Raw genomic sequence first — 16,578 nt, 5'->3', positions numbered from 1 at the left:
ATGAGCGCCAACCCCTTCGACGACGCGAACGGTGTCTTCCTCGTCCTGGTCAACGCCGAGGAGCAGCACTCCCTGTGGCCGGCGGCCTTCGAGGTGCCCGAGGGATGGAGCGCGGTCTTCGGCCCCGACAGCCGCGCCGCGGCGCTGGAGCACGTCGAGCGCAGCTGGACCGACATCCGCCCCGCCAGCGTCAGGAGAGCGCTCGCATGACGGCGGAGACGGTCGAGTACCTCCTCGACGGCAAGGAGGTGGACGCGATACTGGCCGTCGCCGAGCGCATCAGGGCCCTGGACGAGGACCCCGCCGACCCGGGCTTCTACGACCGGTGCTGGCACGTCCGCGAGGAGCTGCCGGTGGGACTGCGGCGCTTCCTGGAGGACTTCCGCCGCACGGAGCCGGCCGGCGTCTGCATGGTGCACGGCTTCCCCGTCGACGACCGGGCGCTCGGCCCCACCCCCGACCACTGGTCGGGCGCCGGGCAGTCGCGGACGGCGAGCGAGGCGGAGATCTTCCTCGCCCTGTGCGGGATGGTCCTGGGCGAGCCCTTCGCCTGGTCCACCCTGCAGGGCGGCCGGATGGTCCAGAACATCGTCCCGATCCGCGGCGACGAGATGCGGCAGAGCGGCCACGGCAGCCAGTCCCTGCTGGAGTTCCACACCGAGGACGGCTTCCACCCGCTGCGCTGCGACTACCTGCTGCTGTTCGGCCTGCGCAACCACGACCGGGTGCCGACCACCGTCTCGTCGGTGCGTGAGCTGGAGCTGCCGCCCGAGCAGGAGGAACTGCTGGGCCGGCCCCGCTTCCACATCAGGCCCGACGACGAGCACCTGCGCCAGCTGGAGCTGCGCCAGCCGGACCATCCGGCGCTGGAGCTGATGCGCCGGATGCGGGACGAACCCGAGCCGGTGCCGGTCCTCGTCGGCGACCCGCGCCGTCCCTACCTCCGCCTCGACCGGCCGTTCATGACGTGCGTGGACGGCGACGCGGAGGCGGAGCGGGCGCTGGACGCGCTGGTGGCCGAGCTGGAGGCCAGGCAGCAGGACGTGGTGGTCGGGCAGGGCAGCCTGCTGGTGATCGACAACTACCTGGTGGTCCATGGCCGCAAACCCTTCTCGCCCCGCTACGACGGCACCGACCGGTGGCTGAAGAAGCTGACCGTCAGCAGGAACCTGCGCAGGTCCATCGGCAACCGGGCGACCGCGAGCCCGCGGGTGATCTTCTGAGGGGGACCGTCATGCGTACTGTGGTCATCTCCGGCGCCTCCAGCGGGATCGGCTTCGCCACGGCCCAACGCTTCGCGCGGTCGGGCGACATCGTGATCAACCTCGACGTGCAGCCGCCCCGCACGGTTCCCGAGGAGCCGGTCCGCTGGATGGAGGCCGACGTCACCGACTGGCCGGCCGTCGAGGCCGCGGTGGCCGAGGTCTGGGCCGAGCACGGCCGGTTGGACGTGGTGATCGCCAACGCGGGCATCAGCGTCCGGCACGGGGTGCTCAACATCGACGAGGCCACGGCGCGCCGCGTGGTGGACGTCAACCTGCTCGGCGTGCTCGGCCTGTGGCGCTGCGCCGCCGGCTACATGGCGCGCCAGGGGCACGGGGTGCTGCTGGCGACCGCCTCCGTCAACGGTTCGCGCGGCTATCCCTACTACGCGGATTACAACGCCACGAAGGCGGGGATCTTGGCGCTGTGCCGCACCTTCGCGCTGGAGCTGAGCCCCCAGGTGCGCGTGGCCTGTGTCAGCCCGGGAGCGGTCCTGACCCCCATGCAGGAAGCCGAGTACACCCCGGGGATGTTCGACGAGGTCAACCGCACCATCCCGCTCGGCAGGCACGCCCAGCCGGAGGAGATCGCCGCCGCCTTCCACTATCTGGCCTCCCCGGAGGCCGCGTTCATGACCGGCCAGGAGCTCGTCGTCGACGGCGGCGAGACGGCCGGCGCGACCACGTCCGCCTTCGGCACCGGAGGCACCACGGACGTGCCGGGCCCGCTCCCCTGGCCGCTCGCCCCGCCCCTCCCGTCGCGCAACCATCCACTCAGAAGGGACCCACGATGATGCGCCGATTCGCGACCACGGTCGTCCTTGCCGCGATCCTGACCGCCCTCTCCGGCGGCCTGGCCCAGGCCGGTTCGGACGAGCCCGGCGGCCCCGGCGGCCCCGGCGAGGGCACCAGCAACTTCCACTGGACAGGGACCGTCATCGTCGTCCCCAAGCCGTAGCGGCGCGCTCAGCAGCGTTCAGCCGCGCTCCGCAGCGAGCAGGGCGGAGGCACGGGCCCACAGCTCGTGCGCCCCCTGGTCGTTGTGGAGCATCGCCTCGGTGGCGGCCAGCGCCTCCAGGGCGCGCGCGTGCCAGACCCTGGCGCCCAGCTCCTCGAAGACCTTCGCGGCCAGCGTCAGGTTGTTGCGGGCGAGGGCGGCGTTCCCCGTCCCGAAGTAGAGGTTGCCCAGCGCCAGCGAGACCGCCCCCACCACGAACTGCTCGCTGACCCGGTAGGCGATGTCCCGGGAGGTGAGCAGCGCCTTCTCCGCGTTCTCCGTACGGCCCTGCTTGGCGTAGGTCTCGCCGAGCACCCGCAGCACGTAGGACTCGCCCACCACGTCGCGCAGCTGCTGCACCGTCTCCAGTGCCTTCTCGAGGGTCTGCCGGGCGGCGTCGATCCGCTGGGTGCGCAGCAGCACCTCGCCCAGCCGGTGCAGCGCCTGGGCCACCCCGCGCTGGTGGCCGATCTCCTCGAACATGCCCAGGGCCAGCCTGAGCAGCGACTCGGCCGCACCGTACTCCCTGCGCTCCATCCGCACCTGCGCGACGCAGGCCGTGACATGCGCCTCGGCCGCCCGGTCGCCGTGCGCCCGCAGGACGCCGCGCGCCTCCTCGTAGCGATCCAGCGCCAGCTCGAAGCGGCCGGCGATGCGGTCGAGCAGGGCGAGGTTGCGCAGCGCCAGGGCGCGGCCGTGGTCCTCGCCCTGTTCCGCGAACATGCTCACGGCCCGCAGGAGCAGCGGCTCGGCCGCGTCGTAGCGCTGGCGGAAGAGCTGGAGGCTGCCCAGGCCGTAGGTGATGGCCGCCTCGCCGCGCGCGTTCCCCGCGCGCCGCGCGGCGGTCAGCGCCAGCTCGTGCGTCGCCCGCCAGTCGTCGTAGTAGCTGCGTGACTCGAAGAACGTGGCCGAGGTCATCACCAGGTCCCAGCAGAGCTCGGTGTAACCCGCCGCGGCGGCCTGTCCGATGGCCGACAGCAGCTGCTGGCGTTCGGCCTCGAACCACTCGATGGGGTCGGCCAGCAGCCGGTCGAGCACCGCGGGAGCCAGCGGGTAACGCGCGGCCGAGCCGTGCAGGACCGCGAAGTCCCCGCCGAGCAGCCGGGCGTGGGCCGCCTCCGCCAGCCCGAGCCAGCAGCCCAGGGCGCGGCGCAGGGCGGCCTCCCGCTCGTGCTCGCTCTCCTCGGCCAGGGCGCGTTCGCGCGCGTACAGGCGCACCAGGTCGTGGAATCGGTAGCGGGCCTGCCCGCCCAGGCGGGGCTGGCCCAGTTCGAGGAGCTGGGCGTCGACGAGTTGCTCGATCAGGTCCTGCGCGCGGTCCTCGGACACTTCCAGGAGCGCCGCACCCAGCCATGGGCCGAACTCGGCCACGTCGATCAGCGCCAGCCGCCGGAACATGACCGCCACCTGCGGGGCCAGGTCGCGGTAGCTGAGGATGAACTTGGTCCGCAGGTCCACCTCGCCCTGGCTGAGCTCGTCCAGGCGACGGCTCTCGTCGGTCAGGCGCGCGACCAGGTCCGCGCTGGTCCAGGAGGGCCTGATGGCCAGCCGGGCGGCGGCCACCCGCAGCGCGAGCATCAGCCCGCCGCAGAGCTCGCTGAGCCGCATGGCGCCCTCGATGTCCTCGCTCACCCGCTGCTCGCCGGCGATGCGGGCCAGCACGCCCACGCCCTCCTCGGGCTCCAGCACGCCCAGTCGCAGCGGGGTGGCGCCCTCCAGGGTGATGAGGCCGGTGAGCTGGTCGCGGCTGGTCACCACCACGGCGCAGCCCGTCGCGCCCGGCAGCAGGGGACGGACCTGGCCGGAGTCGCGGGCGTTGTCGAGGACGAGCAGCACCCGCCGTCCGGCCAGCGCGCTGCGGAACGTGGCCGCCCGCTCCTCCAGCGTGGACAGGGGGTGGTTGCGGGAGACACTCAGCGCCCGCAGCAGGTTGTCGATGACGTCGAAGGGAGACAGCGGCGGGCCGGTCTCGGAGTAGCCGTTGAGGTCGACGAAGAGCTGCCCGTCGGGGAAACGGGAGGCGATCGTGTGCGACCAGTGCACGGCCAGGCCGCTCTTGCCCACGCCGCCCATGCCCGTGATGACCGCGATGAACGGCAGGCCGTTCTCGAGCTTGCGCTCCAGCAGCTGGTCGAGGTAGCCGAGTTCCCTCTCCCTGGCGACGAAGCCGGCGACGTCGGGCGGGAGCTGCGCGGGGACGGCGGGAGGGGCGCCGGCCGCGGAACGCTCCACCGGCAGCCAGCCCTGCCGCGCGCCGGCCTCGCCGCGCAGGATGGCCTCGTGCAGGCCGGCCAGTTCCTCGCCGGGTTCCAGCCCGAGCCGCTCCACGCTGAGCCGGTAGCCCTCCTGGTAGGTGGCCAGGGCCTCGGCCCGGCGCCCGGCCCGGCTCTGGGCCAGCATCAGCAGCGCGCGCAGCCGCTCGCGCAGCGGGAACTCGGTGACCAGAGCGGTCAGCTCTCCGACGATCTGGTAGTCGCGCGAGAGCTCCAGTTCGACCTCGAAGAACTCCTCCAGGATGGCCAGGCGCCACTCCCTGAGCCGCTCGGCCTCCGAGCGGATCACCTCGCCCTCCACGCTGGTCAGCGGCTCGCCCCGCCACACCGCCAGGGCGTCGGCGAGGAACTCCGAGGCCTTCTCCGGACGGCCGGCCGCGCGCACCGCCCTTCCCTGGCGCAGCATCTCCTCGACCTGCTTGACGTCCAGCACGTCGTCCTCGCCCAGGCGCAGCAGGTAGCCGGAGGGCGCGGTGACGATGGGGTCGTGGGCGACTCCTGCGGCGGCGAACTCGCGGCGTAGCCCGGAGACGCAGATCGCCACCTGGTTGCGGGCGGTGGCCGGCGGCCGGTGCCCCCAGATGGCCGTCCCGAGCCGGTCGGTGGTGACCACCCTGCCGACGTTGATCAGTAACATCGCCAGGACCGCGCGCTGGCGGGGCCCGCCCAGCGGGATATGCCGATCACCGGAGACGGCCTCGAGGGGACCGAGGATGCGAAACTCCATGCGCATGCCCACCTGGGTTCGTCTCAGACGTGGTCAGATGCCGTTCCTGAGCTCTCTCCACCGGAGATCGTACGGTACCCGCGGAAGATCGGTAATGCCACAAATGCCGAGAAGGGTCGGCGGTATTTGTGGTGGTGCACATGGACTTCTACCGGGCGGAGCCGAATCACCCCTGACATGCACCGATAAATACTGATAACTCGCCGAAATCGCATCCACATAGCGCCCATCTACCGTTCATGGCAGACGGTCCCCCTCAGGTGAGCTGGTTGGTATCGATGTCTCTGACCGCACAGCACAGGCCCCGAACGACCCGGAACGCGGATCGCGATCACTCCCCCTCCGACCTCGGCATCTCGCTCGTCGAACTGGAACTGGCCGAGCAGACCCGCTCGGAGCTGCTGGTCCTGTCGGCCGAGCCCGACCGGATGCATCCTTCCCTGCCGCGGCTGTTCGCCAAGCTGGCCAGGCGGCGCCTGGCGATCCGCATCCTGCACGGACCCGGGCAGCCGGGCCGCACCTCGCCCTTCACGCAGGCATGGCAGGCCGGCGCGATGGTGCACGCCGTGGCCGGCCTGCCGTACCAGGTGCTGGTGCGGGACCGGATGGTCGTCTACGTGCCGCACCCCGACCAGCCCGCCGCCGACCGGCTGGAGCGGGTGGCCAACCCGCTGGTCGCCGCCTCCGTGGCGGGGGTGTTCGACACCATCCACCGGATCCTGACCGACCAGCAGCGCGGCTGCGTGCCCGGCGGGCAGGAGGAGCACGAGGTGCTGCGGGCGCTGAACGACGGGCTGACCGACGACCGGGCCGCGGCCCGGCTGCACCTGAGCAAGCGCACCTTCGCCCGTCGCGTGGCCAGCGTGATGGAGAACCTCAACGCCACCAGCCGGTTCCAGGCCGGCGCGGAGGCCGCCAGGCGCGGCTGGATCTGACCCAGCGCGCCAGCGGCACGAGCGTCTCCTCGGGGCTGCGGGCCCCGTGCTCGAAGGCCAGCCCCGGGTCGGGGATCGGGAAGCGCGGCGAGGTGGCGACGGCCACCACCGCGCCGATCCGCTCACGCACCGGCCCGGTCGGCTCCAGCAGGCCGAGTTCCCCCAGCGCGGTCGCGGGCAGCACCTGCGCGTGGCCCTCGAGCGCGGCGGCCAGCCGCTCGGTGGCCTCCCCCTCGCGGCCGGGCCGGGGATACAGCCAGCGCACCCGGCCGGCACCGCCGCCGGGCAGCTCGCACAGCTCCGGCGTGTCCAGCCGCGCCCACCGCTCCGCCAGCTCCCTGTCCGGCGTGGCGGGCACCAGCCCGTGATCCGACCAGGCCATCACGTGCCAGCCCCGCCGGGCCCAATCGAGCGCGTGCCGCTCCAGCCGGCCCAGCGCGTCCATGGCCCGGCCGTCGTAGCCGTGGCGGTGCACGTGGTCGTCCAGGTTGACGTAGATCCACAGCAGCAGCGGGCGCGCCCGCCGCGTCCCGATGACCGCCTCGACGTCCGCCGCCACCCCGGCCACCAGCTCCTGCGGGTCGCGGGTGAGCCTCCCCGAGGCGGGGGTACGGCGCGCGCCACGCGTCAGGGCGGTCACCCACGGGCTGGCGAGCGTGTCCAGCTCGCGGCCCGCCACGACCGCCTCGGCGACCCCTGCCGCCCGCTCGAAGAGCGTCGGCCACCCCGCGAGCGCCCTCCCCCCGGCCATCCCGCCGGCCATCCCGTCGGCCATCCCCCCGGCCGGCCCCACGGCTGTCTGCGCGACCATCCCGACGGCCGGCCCCACGCCTGTCCGTCCGGCCGGTCCCGCGGCCGTCCCCGCGGCCGGTCCCGTCGGTTCCCGTGCCGCCGGGCGCCCGTCGACCGGTCGCGCGAGGGTCTTCCCCGTGATCACGTCGACCAGCGGACCTCCGGCCCGCTCCCGGTAGGCGGCGCCCACGACCAGGTGCTCGGCCACGGACGCACCGGTGATCGACGACATCCAGGCGGTGGCGGACGTGCTCGGGAACGTCGAGGTGAGACAGCTCAGCTCGGCCGCCCGCCATGCCCGGCCGGCGGCCTGCCAGGACAGCCCGTCGACGGCCAGCACGACCACGCCGCGACCCGCCCGGCCCAGCTCGTCGAGAACCAGGCCGGGCACATCACACAAGGAAGGCCCGGGACGGGGCGCGATCCCTGTCCCGGGCCCGGTCATCTCAGTAGTTCGGCACACAATCGGTGCACGTCGTCCGGAATTTCACGACCTGCACCTCCTGGCGTGCGGCCAGCATCTTCTCGACGAATTCCGGAGTTGTCATGATTGGCGTCTTTACCGTGGTCTGGACGCTTTCCCTGATCACATGCGCCTCCTGCGCCGGGTGGACAATTTGTCCACTACCCGATGCATTTAACTCTAGAAATCCGGAGTTTTCGGGTCAATTAGCATGAGAAATGCTGGCATCAACCCGCCATTGCCTTGCCACCAGCACATACGCCGCCACTGCCGCGAAGGCCGTCGCGCTGAAGGCATAGATCACCCGATACTCCACCAGCCCCACGATCCACGCCCCGGCCGCCATCGACAGCACGAAAGGCAGGTCGATGACCGCGTCCATCGCCGTCAACGCCCGGCCCTGCAGTCCGCTCTCGGTGCGCCGCTGCACGAGCGTGGTGGTGGCCACCATGAAGATGGGAATGGAAAGGCCGACGAAGATCCCCGCCACGCACATCGTCACGTCGGTCGTGGGAATGACCAGCGCCAGCCCGGCCGTGCTGAGGGCGAACCCGATCGCCGCCGTCCGGTGCTCGCCGAACCGTCTGATGAGCCGGCCCACCACAAACCCGCCGGCGACCGATCCGGCGCCCTGGAAGGCGCCGATGACCCCGATGAAGGCCGCCGGACGCCCCAGCCCCTGCTCCACGGCGGCGAACATGGCCGGGTTGACCAGACCGGCCGCGCCGAGCGCCGCCGCGACCGCCAGCACGCCGCCGCGCAGTTCGCGGTCGCCCAGGATGTGCCGGACCCCGGCCACCAGATCGGCCCGGAACCGGCCTCGCTCGTGCGGTTGCGGCCGGGCCAGGTCGGGCGCCCGCCTGAGCATCAGCAGCACCAGCACCGACACCAGGAAGGTCCCGGTGTCCAGCAGCGCCACCGCGCCCAGCCCGAGGCTCGCGTAGACCGCCGCCCCCAGCAGCGGCCCGAAGATACGCAACCCCTGGCCGAGCGAGCTGAACAGCCCGTTGGCCTCGCCGAGCATCCCGTCGGGCACCATCGAGTGCAGCAGGCCGCCCCGGGCGGCGGTGAAGATCTGGTTGGCGAAGCCGTACCCGAGGGTCACGACGAAGACGATCCACAGGTCGCCCGGATGGCGCACCAGCAGCAGGCCCAGCACCAGCACCCCGGCGGCCAGGTCGTTGACGATCAGCGTCAGCCGCCGGGGGAAGCGGTCGACCAGCAGCCCGGTCAGCGGCGCGAAGAACGACGGCACCGACAGCAGCACGAAGACCACCCCGGCCATCGCGTCCGAGCCGGTCAGCTCCTTGACGTAGATGGCCAGCACCACCAGCAGCGCCCGGTCACCGACCATGTTGATCGTCTGGCCGAGGAACAGCAGCAGGAACCGCCGGTCACGCAGCAACTGGCGCATCAGCCCTCCTCCGCCCAGCCCGCCTCGACGAGGACGGTCAGGAAGTCGTTCGCGAACTCGCCGGGGACCGGCAGCTCCGCCGCGTGGGCGGCGTACGTGGCGACGGCCGCCCGGTCCCGTTCACCGTCGATGCCGTGGGCCAGCGCGAGCATGAGCGCGTACGAGCGGGCCCGCTCCGCCGCCACCTGCCCGTCGATCCACGCCCGCCCGGCCGGACCCGCCGCCTCGGCCAGCCCGCGCAGGTTGAAGGGCCCTGACCAGGTACGGCGCAGCCGCGGCCCGCCGGCCCCCGCTGGAACCTCGCCGGGAAGCAGGTCCGCCAGGTGCCCGGACAGCGCGCGCAACCAGTCGCGGGACCCGCCGCCACCCGGCCCGTAGAGCGCGTCCAGCCCGTCGAGCGCCCCCAGCGCCACGGCGGTACGGTGCCGCAGGAACCCCCGGGTGGCCCGTTCCCGCCCCGGCAGGCACTCCATCACGCGGGCCGCGCCCCAGCCCATCGCGATCCGCTCCAGTTCGCCGCGATCGCCTGCCGCCCCCGCGAGCACGGCCGCGGTCGCGCAGGCGATCGTGGCCGTGCGCCTGAGCTCGTCGGGGTCGAGCTTGTCCAGGGTGTCGGCGGCGCTGTGGTTGAACCGGTCAGGCCAGTGCCCGAGCGACACCGTGGGGCAGGCGATGGCGGAGTCCACCAGCAGGCTGTGGTCGGAGGCGCCGACGAACGGCGTCGCCCGCCAGGCCCAGGTGTCGCAGGCCACCGCGCCCGAGTACGAGCGGGCGGCCTGCGGCAGGGCCGCCACGACGTGCTCGGCGAGGGCGTTGACCAGACCGGGCAGGTGGTCGGGACTGCGCTCGACGATGAGCGGCCCGCCGCACCGGCGCTGGTCCTGCCCTGCCATGTCAACGTTGACCGCCGCGACGGGCACGGTGGTGGCCACGTCGTGAAGGTAGGCGGCCATGCCGGTGAACTCCGGCCCCCACACGAACCTGATGCCCCTGCGCCTGGGCAGGTCCCTGGCCACGGCCGCCGCTCCCAGCAGCGCTGCGGCGCCCGAGGCGTTGTCGTTGACGCTCGGCCGGGGATGGCACAGGTGGGCCGACAGCAGCACCTCCTCGGCCGCCTCGCCCGGCAGCACGCCCGTCACCAGCGGCATCGGCGCCCGCTCGTGCACCTGGACCACGACCCGGACGCGGCCCCGCCGGACCAGCTCGGCGACCTGCGCGGAGGTCAGGCTGAAGGCCACCAGCGGGCCGCCCGGAGGCAGCTCGATCCGGCCGGGCCCGGGCAGGCGGTCGGTGACCAGGCCCAGCGCGCCGTGGCGGGCGGCGAGCTCGATCGCGGCCGCCACCGGCGTCTGGGGGTCGTCGTGCACCACCAGCGCGCCGCGCAGTTCCCCGGAGCGCAGCCGGACCACCGGCGCCACGATCCCCTCGCCGGAGGTCGGCGCCGAGTAGGCCGCCAGCGCGAAGGGCTGGTCGGGGTAGCGTGCCACCCCGGCCAGCTCGGCGCGCACGGGCGTCCACGAACGGGGCGACCGGAAGCTCCACCAGCGCTGCGCGCCGTCCGCCGGGAACTCCAGCAGCCGAACATCGCGCAGTCCGGCCTGCTCGGCGCGGTCGGCGACGTACTGCGCGGCGGCCATGACGCCGTCGGAGGCCTGGTAGCGGTCGAACCCGGCCAGCTCGGCGACGTCCTTGACGGCCTGGTCGACGTCGAATCCGGCATGGACCAGGCCGACGGCCTCGCCGACGTTCACCTCTCCACCGTCCGGGCCGCTGTTCGAGCCGCTGTTCGAGCCTCCGGCCGAGCCTCCGTCCGAGCCTCCGTCCGGGCCACGGCCTGGGCCTCCGTCCGAGCCTCTGTCCGGGCCTCCGTCCGGGCCACCAGCCGGCGCAGGGCGCTCCGGCGTGCCGCCGACAGCGGCACGCTGACGCGGGTCAGCCCTGGCAGCCGCCGGCCCGCCAGGCGTGCGGGCAGCTCGTCCTCGGTCACCACCCACGGCAGATCGGGGTGTCCCGCCTCGGCCCGGCAGCCGAGCGCGGCCAGGGCGGCCACGAGCTCCGGCTTGGCCGCCGCCACCGCCGCCCGCAGCGGGGCGAGCACGTCACCCTGGTCGAGCAGGCGCAGCGCCAGCTCCAGGGACAGGGCCGACACGCCGAGCGGCGGCACCGCGGACCGCACGGCGGCGGCCACGTCGGGAGAGGAGATCGCGAACCCCGCGCGCAACCCGCCGCAGCAGTAGCCCTTGGAGAGGCTGCGCAGCACGACCAGGCCGGGCACCCGGGTGGTCAGCGGGACGGCGCTGGCCGCCGGGCCGAGGTAGGTGGCGCACGCCTCGTCGACCACCAGCACCCCGCCCACCGCGCTCACCGCCTCGGCCAGCTCGGCGACGTGGTCGAGGGGCAGCAGGTCGCCGCGGACGCCGGGGCGGTCGAGCAGGACCATGGTGGGCCGCTGCGCCGCCACATCCTGCCACCGGTCGAAGACGCGCACGTCGGCGCCCCGCCGGGCGGCCCAGGCCGGCAGGTCGGGATGGGCGTGCGGGCCGTGCAGGAGCCTGCCCGGCCCGGCCAGGGCGTGCAGCAGCCCCGTCGTGCCTGCTCCGGTCACCACCTGGCCGGGGCTGAGCTCCACGGCGAAGTGGCGGCTGAGGACCGGCGCGGAGCGGGCGCCGCCGTAGGGGTCGTCCAGGGCGTAGTGCCGGGCCGCCTCGCCGGGTTGGCCGACGCCGTGCCAGGCGCGGTCGACGGCGTCCCGTACGAACTCGACCTCGTCCGGCGCCCACCGCAGGTCCACGCCTGGCTCGGCGGTCGCGTGGCGGAGCACGGCCGGCTCGGGGCGGGCCGGCGCGACCGCCACGAGCTGGACGTAACGGGTCCCTGGCCGGACCGGAGACCCGGCGGTGAAGTCCGCGTCCGCGCGCAGGAGCTCGAAACCCGCCTCCCCGACCAGGCGCGCCACCTCGCCCGGCAGGTAGAGCCGGACGTCGTCCCGCAGCACCGCGACCGTGCCGTCGCGCCGCGTGACGCGCAGTTCCCCGCGGCTGCGCCCCGACAGCGGGTCGTAGGAGCGCAGGAAGTCGAAGACCTCGCCGTCGGCCTCGAAGCGCGCCGTCGGCCGGTAGCCGGCCAGGATCGCCGCGACGTTGGAGTGGTCGAGGACCAGCACGCCGCCGGGCGCCAGCCGGTCCCTGACCCGGCGCAGGAAGGCCAGCTGCTCGTCGTCGCGTCCCCATCCGAAGGACTGCACGCAGATCGCCGCGTCCACGACCGGCAGCTCGGCGCGGGTCAGCAGGTCCGCGGGCACCAGCTCCAGCGGCACCCCGGCCCGGACGGCCGCCGCGCGGGCCTGCTCCAGCGCCCACGGGCAGACGTCCACGCCGGTCACCTCGTACCCGTGCCGGGCCAGCTCGACCGCGTGCCGCCCCGTCCCGCAGCCCAGGTCGAGCACCCGCCGCCCTGGCGCGTGCTCGGCCAGGACCTTCACCAGGTAGTCCACCTCGGCGGCGGTGCGCTCGGCGGTGTACTCGTGCCGCGCGAACCGCCAGTAGTCCTCGGTGAAGTAGCCGGTGTACCAGCCTGTCACGCGAACTCCTGCCGGGCGAAGAAGTCGCAGACGTCGCAGACGCCGATGGGGTTGCGCACGCCCTCCTGGAGCACGAACACCCCCTCACAGACCCGGCACTTGTCCTCGACCAGCGGGAACATGGAGCGCTGCATGGTGGCGAAGGCCTCGAACAGGTAGTAGTCGATCCCCGGCCAGAGCCCGTAGAGGTGGTCGGCCATCGCGTAGGCCATCGAGCGCTCCTGGGGTCCGGTGGTGAAGCGGCCCGGGGTGCCCTGGCGGTTCAGCTCGGGCGCCACCAGCTCCAGGTAGATGGTCAGTTCCTTCTTGGGGATGCGGTAGAGGGGGAAGATGTAGCGCATCCCGCCGATGTGCCGCACAGGGATGCCGCCCATCCGGTATCCGCTGGTCAGCCAGGTCACCATGCTGGCCACCAGGTCGTCGGCGTTGAAGCCGAAGGCGACCGTGCCGGCGCCGATGCTCTCGGCGTGGTTCTCCAGCATGCGCCGCAGCACCTGGTGGCCGACGACCATGCTGAGGTGGCGCCGATCCCCTCCCACGACGCTGTTCATGGCCTCCACGAAGGGCCGGCGGAGCTTGAAGACCCGCTCGATGTCGGCGGCGTCGACGATGACCTGGTCGATGCCGAGCCCCTCGGCCGAGGCCCTGGCGGCGGCGAAGGTGGCCGGCTCCTCCCAGTCGGGCAGGCCGGTGATGGTCACCGAGGTCATCGAGAAGTCGGGCAGCCGGTGCCGGGTGCGCTCCAGGAGCTTGAGGAAGGCGACGCTGTCACGGCCGCCGGACAGCCCGATCACGACCGAGTCGCCCGGGTTGAGCACGCCGTGGTTGAGGACGCTCTGGACGAAGGTCTCCTCCACGTAGCGGACGAAGCTCTCCTCGTCGAACTGCTCGACGCGCCGCTCCAGGCTTCCGGCGGTGTCGAACAGGATGGACTTGGTGTAGATCGGGTCGGGCGTGCCGTACACGGTGGTGGCGGGCCGGCGGGTGACGTCGAGGTCGTAGTGGCGCACCTGGCGCAGCTCGATGACGTCGTGCTCGCCGACGACGGTTGTCTCCTCGGGGACGATCTTCCCGTTCCGCAGGGTGATCACCGCGTTGACCGGAATGCCGTGGGCCGTCAGCACCTCCGTCAACGGCCGGCCGGGGGCGGCCTCCAGGGTTTCCGATCCGCCCACCTTATTGTGGAAGACGACATGAGCCACGACTTCCTCCTTGCCTCAATTAATGCTTAATATCGTTCTACATCCAAAGAAAGGGCGATATGAGAGCGAACGTGGAAGTTGGCATATTCACGTCAATCGAAGCCCTTGACGACGCGGAATGGGATGGCGTCGTGGCAGCCTCGGGGGCGCCGGTTTTCTATCAATCTCGTTATCTGCGGGCATACGAGAGCTTTCCGCTGACACCGGTGAAGTTGTTTCGCTATTTCGTGGTCCGCGAACGGGGCCGGGCCGTGGCCGTCCTGCCCGTCTCGCTGATCGACGGCCTGGACCCGCTCGGCCAGCTCCGCGCCCGCTATCCCCTGACCGGCCAGGAGCCTGGCCTGCTCAGCCACGTCTGGCACTGCTACGACGCCTGGCTGCCCGGCGCGCGCCACCTCGAAGCGGTCGTCGACGCGATGCGCGAGCTGGCCGGCGAGCTGGGCGCGGCCTGGTACGGCTTCGTCAACGTCGCCCACGGCTCGCCCCTGCGCGAGTCCCTGATCGAGCTGGGTTTCCCGGCCGAGCACATCGAGGACCGCTTCCGCCTCGACCTGCGCGGCGTGACGGACCACGCCGCCCCCGCCACCCCGAGGGGCCGGGCCAACCTGCGGCGCAACCGCCGCCGGGCCGCCGAGGCCGGCGTGTCGTACACGGTCAGGCCCGCGGGCACCGCCGACCTCGCCGAGATCGGCAGGCTGTGCGCCATGACCGCGGCCAAGCACGGCTCGAGCGGCTTCTACCCGCCCGAGCTCTTCGCCGGTTTCGTCACCGCGCTCGGCGATCTCGCGCAGGCGGTCGAGGTCCTTCAGGGCGAGCGGCTCATCGCCGCCGGTGTCTGCCTGCGCGACCGGCACCGCTTCCACGCCTGGGCCTGCGGGGTCGACTACCGGGTCGACGGCCGCTTCAGCCCCTACCCCCTGCTCCACGCCGCCACGGTCGAGCAGGCCATGTGCGAGGGCCGGACGCTCTTCGAGGGCGGGCGCGGCAACGCCGCCTTCAAGCTCAAGCACGGGCTGGTCCGGCTCGGCCTGGACGCCTGCCTGCTGGAGGTCTGATGCGCGTGACGGCCGGCCTGCGCCCGATCGCCGACGGGCCGCTCTTCGCCACCGGCCGGTGGCTGGCCGCGATGCGCGACCGGGTGCCCGGCCTGCCGTACACCTTCGAGCTGGACGGGGCGGTGCTCCACGGCACGGTGGTGCGCGCCGCGCACCCGGGAGAACCCTTCGACCTGCCGTACGTCCTCACCGCCGACCCGGCGCAGCTGCCGCTCAGCGAGGCCGCCCGCGCCGCCCGCCGGCGGTTCGCGGGGTCTCCGGCCTGGACCCCGCACCTGGTCGTCATGCTGCCCGGCTACGAGTGCCACCCGCTCGGCCCGGCCGCCCGCGACGGCGCGACGCTCGGCGACCTGGTGAAGGAAATCGTGGCCTGGTCACGCGCCGAGGGTCTGCGCGCCGTCGCCTTCCTCTACACCACCACACCGGAGCTGCAGCAGGTCCTGGGGCGCCGGGGCTTCGCCCGCATCCCCCTGTCCTACTCGTGCGAGCTCTCACCCGGCGTCCGGCTCCCGGCCAAGCGCCGCAGCGAGGCCCGGCGCGAGCTGCGCCGGCTGGCCGAGGCAGGGGTACGGCTGCGCGTGAGCGACATCTCCCGGCCGGTGCCGGGGATGGTCGACCTGAAGTGCCTGCACTCCCGCAAGTACGGCGGCGCGGCGGACCCGGTGGCCGTCGCCCACCGCCTGGCGGCCCTGTGCGACGGCGGAGCGCTGCTGTTCAGCGCCGAGCACGACGACCACCTGGTGGGTTACGCCCTCTTCATCCCTCACCGGGAGACGTGGTACTGCGTCAGCACCGCCAGGTGGTACGGCTCCGCGGCGGCCCGCCACACCTACTTCGCGACCGTCTTCTACGAGCCCGCCCGCCACGCCGCCGAGCAGGGCGTCACCCGCCTCCACTACGGCCAGGGCAGCTGGCGGGCCAAGCTGTCCCGTGGCTGCCGGGCGGTCGAGCTGCCGGCCTGGGTCCTCGCCCTCGACCCGGCGCTCGAGCCGGTCGTCGAGTGGAGCGCCCGGACCACCGAGCTGTCACCCTGAACGCCGGAGGGGCGGGAAGAGCATCGAGGTCTGCAGAACCGCCTGTTCCCAGCGGTCGAGCGCCAGGCCGTAGCAGGCGAGCAGGGCGGCGGCCCTGCGCAGGTCCACGCGCGGCAGGCCGGGCAGGAACTCGCAGGCCAGCAGGTCGGCCAGTGGATGGCGGGGCGGCAGCAGGGCGGCCAGTTCCGCGCCCGCGCCCGGCCGGGCGCTCGCGGCCAGCTCCGGGGCCAGCTTGCGCGCCTCGTCGTCGAGCTCGTGCCAGATCGCGGCCACCACCCGGGAGCGCACTCCGGCGCGCACGTCGTCGAACTCCCTGCTCTCCTTGGGGATGCCCGCCTCCAGCAGCGCCACCAGGTCGCGCAGCGCCCGCTGGTCGCCGTCGAGCGGGGTGCCGCAGCCCGGGCCGAGGAAGATCTCCGCCTCGTGCCGGGAGTCCTGCGGGCTGTCCGAGCTGTGCACGATGTCCAGCATGACGTTGACGCCGCGCAGGTCGCCCCGGATGGTGCCGGGCGCCGCCTGCGCCGGGTCGCTGGCGCCCTTGAGGGCACGCAGCCTCGCGTGAGCGTCAGCCGTGCACCTGTCCTCTACCAGCAGGACGAGGCTGGGCCCGAGGTCGAACACCAGGTCGACCTGCCGGTAGAAGTAGGCCTTCCAAGCGGAAGTGATCTTGCTTTCGTGAAAGGCGTCCTGGTTGGGCGGCCGGTGCCACACCACCTCGTAACGGACCGGCTCGAACCCGTGCTCCTCAAGGATGTCGAGGACGGGAGTGCACAGATGCCGCATCAGCGCATCGGGCGGAAACAGGAACAGGACGGTCCTGTCCCACACGATCCCGGTCATCCGT

15 protein-coding genes are annotated in these 16,578 nt (G+C 73.0%); 7 read left to right on the top strand and 8 right to left on the bottom strand.

Going from position 1 to position 16,578, the window contains the following annotated elements; all coding sequences use genetic code 11:
* Genes ABZX22_RS19745 through ABZX22_RS19730 form a run of 4 tightly spaced genes read left to right on the top strand, consistent with a single transcriptional unit; the run spans position 1 to position 2,220 of the window.
* Positions 1-210, top strand: a complete 210-nt coding sequence (locus tag ABZX22_RS19745; protein ID WP_354910850.1) for an MbtH family protein — start codon at positions 1-3, stop codon at positions 208-210.
* A complete protein-coding gene (gntD, locus tag ABZX22_RS19740; RefSeq protein WP_354910847.1) occupies positions 207-1,223 on the top strand; it encodes a guanitoxin biosynthesis L-enduracididine beta-hydroxylase GntD in 1,017 nt (338 codons plus the stop codon). Before ABZX22_RS19745 ends, gntD begins: the two co-directional genes overlap by 4 nt.
* Before the next feature lie 11 nt (positions 1,224-1,234).
* Positions 1,235-2,056, top strand: a complete 822-nt coding sequence (locus tag ABZX22_RS19735) for an SDR family oxidoreductase (RefSeq protein WP_354910845.1) — start codon at positions 1,235-1,237, stop codon at positions 2,054-2,056.
* Entirely contained in the window at positions 2,053-2,220 is a 168-nt protein-coding gene (locus tag ABZX22_RS19730; protein ID WP_354910843.1) for a hypothetical protein, read from the top strand. The genes ABZX22_RS19735 and ABZX22_RS19730 overlap by 4 nt, the downstream gene beginning before the upstream one ends.
* A gap of 18 nt (positions 2,221-2,238) precedes the next feature.
* Here ABZX22_RS19730 and ABZX22_RS19725 read toward each other — a convergent pair whose 3' ends face one another.
* The gene (locus ABZX22_RS19725) at positions 2,239-5,259 is read right to left on the bottom strand and encodes a BTAD domain-containing putative transcriptional regulator (protein ID WP_354910840.1); all 3,021 of its coding nucleotides are present in this window, start codon (positions 5,257-5,259) and stop codon (positions 2,239-2,241) included.
* A 278-nt stretch (positions 5,260-5,537) separates the two neighbouring features.
* Between ABZX22_RS19725 and ABZX22_RS19720 the strand changes: the two genes are divergently transcribed.
* Positions 5,538-6,194 (top strand): LuxR C-terminal-related transcriptional regulator, encoded by a 657-nt coding sequence (locus tag ABZX22_RS19720; RefSeq protein WP_354910839.1) that lies wholly within the window; start codon positions 5,538-5,540, stop codon positions 6,192-6,194.
* Here the strand turns inward: ABZX22_RS19720 and ABZX22_RS19715 are convergent.
* The 6 genes from ABZX22_RS19715 to ABZX22_RS19690 all read right to left on the bottom strand — a co-directional run bounded on the left by ABZX22_RS19715 (position 6,136) and on the right by ABZX22_RS19690 (position 13,645).
* Positions 6,136-7,377, bottom strand: a complete 1,242-nt coding sequence (locus ABZX22_RS19715) for an alkaline phosphatase family protein (RefSeq protein WP_354910837.1) — start codon at positions 7,375-7,377, stop codon at positions 6,136-6,138. The two genes, ABZX22_RS19720 and ABZX22_RS19715, sit on opposite strands and share 59 nt — an antisense overlap.
* A gap of 55 nt (positions 7,378-7,432) precedes the next feature.
* On the bottom strand, positions 7,433-7,576 hold the full coding sequence (locus tag ABZX22_RS19710; RefSeq protein ID WP_354910834.1) for a hypothetical protein: 144 nt from the start codon (positions 7,574-7,576) through the stop codon (positions 7,433-7,435).
* A 75-nt stretch (positions 7,577-7,651) separates the two neighbouring features.
* Positions 7,652-8,863, bottom strand: coding sequence for an MFS transporter (locus tag ABZX22_RS19705; protein ID WP_354910832.1), 1,212 nt, complete (start codon positions 8,861-8,863; stop codon positions 7,652-7,654).
* Complete coding sequence (locus ABZX22_RS19700; protein WP_354910830.1) at positions 8,863-10,614, bottom strand: DUF4910 domain-containing protein; 1,752 nt, start codon at positions 10,612-10,614, stop codon at positions 8,863-8,865. Before ABZX22_RS19700 ends, ABZX22_RS19705 begins: the two co-directional genes overlap by 1 nt.
* Positions 10,611-12,443 (bottom strand): aminotransferase class I/II-fold pyridoxal phosphate-dependent enzyme, encoded by a 1,833-nt coding sequence (locus ABZX22_RS19695; protein WP_354910829.1) that lies wholly within the window; start codon positions 12,441-12,443, stop codon positions 10,611-10,613. Before ABZX22_RS19695 ends, ABZX22_RS19700 begins: the two co-directional genes overlap by 4 nt.
* A complete protein-coding gene (locus ABZX22_RS19690) occupies positions 12,440-13,645 on the bottom strand; it encodes a hypothetical protein (RefSeq protein ID WP_354910827.1) in 1,206 nt (401 codons plus the stop codon). The genes ABZX22_RS19695 and ABZX22_RS19690 overlap by 4 nt, the downstream gene beginning before the upstream one ends.
* Positions 13,646-13,851: 206 nt before the next feature.
* Between ABZX22_RS19690 and ABZX22_RS19685 the strand changes: the two genes are divergently transcribed.
* Together ABZX22_RS19685 and ABZX22_RS19680 are read left to right on the top strand one after the other, a co-directional pair.
* On the top strand, positions 13,852-14,700 hold the full coding sequence (locus ABZX22_RS19685; RefSeq protein WP_354910824.1) for a GNAT family N-acetyltransferase: 849 nt from the start codon (positions 13,852-13,854) through the stop codon (positions 14,698-14,700).
* Positions 14,700-15,734 carry a GNAT family N-acetyltransferase gene (locus ABZX22_RS19680; protein WP_354910822.1) on the top strand — a complete coding sequence of 345 codons (1,035 nt, stop codon included), beginning with the start codon at positions 14,700-14,702 and terminating at the stop codon, positions 15,732-15,734. The genes ABZX22_RS19685 and ABZX22_RS19680 overlap by 1 nt, the downstream gene beginning before the upstream one ends.
* On the opposite strand, the gene ABZX22_RS19675 is transcribed toward ABZX22_RS19680, so the two are convergent.
* Entirely contained in the window at positions 15,726-16,574 is an 849-nt protein-coding gene (locus tag ABZX22_RS19675) for a nucleoside-diphosphate kinase (RefSeq protein WP_354910819.1), read from the bottom strand. The two genes, ABZX22_RS19680 and ABZX22_RS19675, sit on opposite strands and share 9 nt — an antisense overlap.
* Positions 16,575-16,578: the final 4 nt, after the last annotated feature.

The organism is Nonomuraea sp. NPDC003804, assembly GCF_040610675.1.
GTDB lineage: Bacteria > Actinomycetota > Actinomycetes > Streptosporangiales > Streptosporangiaceae > Nonomuraea.
This window is presented reverse-complemented; position numbering and strand designations above follow the sequence as displayed.

Excerpts from the sequence above, each read along its gene's own strand:
- ABZX22_RS19745 (WP_354910850.1), top strand. The coding sequence starts at position 1 with ATGAGCGCCAACCCCTTCGACGACGCGAACGGTGTCTTCCTCGTCCTG.
- gntD (WP_354910847.1), top strand. The coding sequence starts at position 207 with ATGACGGCGGAGACGGTCGAGTACCTCCTCGACGGCAAGGAGGTGGAC.
- ABZX22_RS19735 (WP_354910845.1), top strand. The coding sequence starts at position 1,235 with ATGCGTACTGTGGTCATCTCCGGCGCCTCCAGCGGGATCGGCTTCGCC.
- ABZX22_RS19730 (WP_354910843.1), top strand. The coding sequence starts at position 2,053 with ATGATGCGCCGATTCGCGACCACGGTCGTCCTTGCCGCGATCCTGACC.
- ABZX22_RS19725 (WP_354910840.1), bottom strand. The coding sequence starts at position 5,259 with ATGGAGTTTCGCATCCTCGGTCCCCTCGAGGCCGTCTCCGGTGATCGG.
- ABZX22_RS19720 (WP_354910839.1), top strand. The coding sequence starts at position 5,538 with ATGTCTCTGACCGCACAGCACAGGCCCCGAACGACCCGGAACGCGGAT.
- ABZX22_RS19705 (WP_354910832.1), bottom strand. The coding sequence starts at position 8,863 with ATGCGCCAGTTGCTGCGTGACCGGCGGTTCCTGCTGCTGTTCCTCGGC.
- ABZX22_RS19680 (WP_354910822.1), top strand. The coding sequence starts at position 14,700 with ATGCGCGTGACGGCCGGCCTGCGCCCGATCGCCGACGGGCCGCTCTTC.
- ABZX22_RS19675 (WP_354910819.1), bottom strand. The coding sequence starts at position 16,574 with ATGACCGGGATCGTGTGGGACAGGACCGTCCTGTTCCTGTTTCCGCCC.